At 69.0% G+C, this 3,460-nt stretch carries 4 protein-coding genes and 1 pseudogene; 3 read left to right on the forward strand and 2 right to left on the reverse strand.

Translation table 11 applies throughout. The features are described from left to right. The 3 genes and pseudogenes from ENN83_RS01235 to ENN83_RS01245 form a co-directional block, all read left to right on the forward strand. A pseudogene (locus ENN83_RS01235) lies at positions 1-201 on the forward strand (cell division protein FtsE); the annotation flags it as partial. A gap of 26 nt (positions 202-227) precedes the next feature. Beyond that, positions 228-1,100: a cell division protein FtsX gene (locus ENN83_RS01240; RefSeq protein ID WP_287183128.1), complete on the forward strand. Its 873-nt coding sequence runs from the start codon at positions 228-230 to the stop codon at positions 1,098-1,100. A 1-nt stretch (position 1,101) separates the two neighbouring features. Beyond that, complete coding sequence (locus ENN83_RS01245; RefSeq protein WP_287183121.1) at positions 1,102-1,836, forward strand: lysophospholipid acyltransferase family protein; 735 nt, start codon at positions 1,102-1,104, stop codon at positions 1,834-1,836. A gap of 6 nt (positions 1,837-1,842) precedes the next feature. Here the strand turns inward: ENN83_RS01245 and ENN83_RS01250 are convergent, their stop codons facing one another. Then, positions 1,843-2,256, reverse strand: coding sequence for a hypothetical protein (locus ENN83_RS01250; RefSeq protein WP_287183123.1), 414 nt, complete (start codon positions 2,254-2,256; stop codon positions 1,843-1,845). 123 nt (positions 2,257-2,379) lie between these two features. Further along, entirely contained in the window at positions 2,380-3,339 is a 960-nt protein-coding gene (locus ENN83_RS01255) for an acetyl-CoA carboxylase carboxyltransferase subunit alpha (protein WP_287183125.1), read from the reverse strand. Positions 3,340-3,460: the final 121 nt, after the last annotated feature.

Raw genomic sequence — 3,460 nt, forward strand, 5'->3', positions numbered from 1 at the left:
GCCGACGAGCCCACCGGCAATGTGGACTGGGAAATGTCCTTGCGCATCCTGCAATTGCTGGTCGAACTGAACCGCATGGGCAAGGCGATCCTGGTGGCGACGCATGATCTGAACCTGATCCGCGCGGCCAAGGCGCGGGTCGCGGCGCGCGTGTTGCGAATCAAGGAGCAGCAATTGCAGCAGGCGGGGGCGGAACTGTGAGGCGGCTGGCCCCACTGGCCGCGCTGATGGCGGGCGACGCGCGCGCCGACCGGGTGGTGCCGCCTTCGGGCTTCACCGCACAACTGACCCGCTTCACGGCCGCGGCCATGGCCTTCCTGACCGTTTTTGCGCTGGCATTGTCGCTGGCGGCGGGACGGCTGGCGGACCATTGGGACGAGGCGCTGGCGCGCACGGCGACCGTGCGGCTGTCAGCCCCCGAGGGCCAGATGGCCGCCCAGACCGAGGCAATACTGGAGGTCCTGCGCACCACGCCAGGTGTCGCCGCAGCCCGGGCGATCACCGACGAGGAACAGCGCGCCCTGCTGGAGCCCTGGTTCGGCCCCGACCTGCCGCTGGATACCCTGCCGCTGCCCCGGCTGATCGAGGTGACCGAGACCGAGGCCGGCATGGATGCGGAAGCGCTGCGGTTCCGGCTGGCGGGCGAGGCGCCGGGTGCGGTGCTGGACGATCACAGCCGCTGGCGGCGCCCGCTGGTCGAGGCGGCGGGGCGGCTGCGGCTCCTGGGCTGGCTGGCGATCGGACTGATCGGGGCGGCGATGGCGGCGATGATCGCGCTGTCTGCCCATGCCGCCCTTGCCGCCAATGCCCGGGTGATTGCGGTGCTGCGGCTGGTGGGTGCCCGTGACGCCTTCATCGCGCGCGCCTTCGTGCGCCGCTTCACCCGCCGGGCGCTGGAGGGGACCGCCGCCGGAATGGCGCTGGGGATGCTCGCGGTGGCGCTGCTGCCGCGGGCCGATGCAGCGGCGGGGGTGCTGGCGGGTCTTGGCTTCCGCGGCACCGACTGGCTGGTGCCGCTGCTTTTGCCGCCCATCGCCGCCGCTGTGGCATTCGCCGCCACGCGCATAACGGCGATGCGGGTTCTGAAAGGGATCACCTAGGATGCGCCACTCCGTGCAATATCTGCGCTCGCTGGCTTTTGTCGGGCAGATGTATCTGGCGATGCCGGTCTTTGGGCTGATCTACATGCTGCCAACGCTGGTCTCGCGCAGATTTGCCTTTCATGCCATCCACCATTATGCCCGCTGGGTGCGCTGGACCGCGCGCTGGATGGTCGGCCTGCGGTCCGAGGTGCGCGGCAAGGCGCCGGTGGACGAGGTGCTGATCGCCTCCAAGCACCAGTCTTTTTTCGATATCCTGCTGCTGGTCAGCGCGGTACCGCGGCCACGCTTCATCATGAAGCAATCGCTGAAATGGGCGCCGGTCCTGGGATGGTACGCGATGCGCATCGGCTGCGTGCCGGTCGACCGGGGCAAGCGCGGCCAGGCGATCGCCCAGATGGTCGAGGGTGTGGCGAACGGGCGGCACGCGCCCGGCCAGCTCATCATCTATCCGCAGGGCACCCGGGTCGCGCCGGGCGTGAATCGCCCCTACAAGGTGGGGGCCGGAGTGCTGTACCAGCAGTTCGGCCATGATTGCGTGCCCGCCGCGACGAATGTCGGCGTGTTCTGGCCGCGCACCGGCATCTACCGCAAGCCCGGCCTGGCCGTGGTCGAGTTCCTGCCGCGGATCCCGGCGGGCAAGCCGGTGGATATCTTCATGGCCGAGTTGCAGCGCGCGGTCGAGACCGCCTCGAACCGACTGATGCACGAGGCGGGGTTCCGACCGGAGGACTGACCCCCCCTATTCGGCGGCGGTGGCATGCGCCGGCATCGGGTCGAGCACCGGGCGCAGCTTGCGCACATTGCGCGGGCTGCCGGCGGTGCTGACCCGGCGCGGCTGCACCGTGATCTCCATAGGGTCGTCATAGCGCGGCGCGCCGCGCTCGGAAGCCGCCATCCGGTCGAGCCGGGAGTCGCGGGCGCGGCGGAACACCAGCACATGGCGGTCGGCACGGCGGGAAAGGGGCCAGCGCCCGACCCGACAGGGCACCGTCTCGGCGCCCGCGAAATCCCAGCCGCCCGCGCCCATCTCGTTCATGATCTCGGTCAGCGCCGCGGAAAACGCCTGGTCCCCGCGCAACGCACCGCTGCGGCCCACCCGGCCCGGCGCCGGCAATACGGCGAACTCGAATTGCTGCATGGCGAATACCCCCATCTACAAGGGCGATGTGCCCCGAACGAGGTCAGGGCCGCAAGCCGCATGACGGTACCGTGGCGGCAAAACTGTGTCCACAATATGGCAACCACCGCCACAATTGCGGCGACAGCGCAGCGCGCCTCAGGCGGCAAGCCCCTTCGAACCCATGTCGAGGAACTTTCGCCGCCGCTCGGAAATCAGCGCGGCACGGTCCAGGCCGTCGAGTTCCTTGAACATGACGCGCAGGTTTCGCCCGACCGCCTCGATCGTCTGCTCGCGCCCGCGCTGGGCGCCGCCCAGGGGTTCGGCGATGATCCGGTCGATCACGCCCAGCTTCAGCAGATCCTGCGCGGTCAGGCGCAGCGCCTCGGCCGCCTCACGCATCTTCTCGGCATCCTTCCACAGGATCGAAGCGCAGCCCTCGGGCGAGATCACCGAATAGACCGAATGTTCCAGCATCGCGACGCGATTGGCCGTGGCGAACGCGACCGCGCCGCCCGATCCGCCCTCGCCGATGATGACGCTGAGAAGAGGCACGCCGATCTGCAGGCATTTCTCGGTCGCCCGCGCGATCGCCTCGGACTGGCCGCGCTCCTCGGCGCCCTTGCCGGGATAGGCGCCGGGGGTATCGACCAGCGTGATGACCGGCACGCGGAAACGGTCGGCCATGTCCATCAGGCGGACCGCCTTGCGATAGCCCTCCGGCCGGGCCATGCCGAAATTGCGCTCGAGCCGGGTCTTGGTGTCGAACCCCTTCTCGTGCCCGATCACCACCACGGGGCGGTCGTCGAACCGCGCGATGCCGCCCATCACCGCACTGTCCTCGGCAAAGTTCCGGTCGCCCGCCAGCGGCGTGTATTCGGCGAACAGCGCCTCTACATAGTCCCTGCAATGCGGCCGGTCCGGGTGGCGCGCCACCTGGCATTTCCGCCAGGGCGTCAGGTTCTTGTAGAGGTCCTGCAACAGCGTGGCGGCCTTGCGGTCGAGCGCAGCGGCCTCCTGCTCGACATCCATCTCCGTATTGGCCCGGGCCATCGCCCGCAACTCCTCGGCCTTGCCCTCGATCTCGGCCAGCGGCTTTTCGAATTCGAGATAGTTCATCGACGGCCCCTCTTGTCGTTGGCGGCTATATGATCGTCGCCAGCGGCTTTTGCAACATGACAGCAGGCCGCCCCGCCGCCGTTCTGCCCCTGCCCTTCTGCTTCTTCTTGGCCAAAATACC

The sequence above is a fragment of the Rhodovulum sp. genome, from assembly GCF_011048875.1.
In the GTDB taxonomy this organism is placed as follows: Bacteria; Pseudomonadota; Alphaproteobacteria; order Rhodobacterales; family Rhodobacteraceae; genus Rhodovulum; species Rhodovulum tesquicola.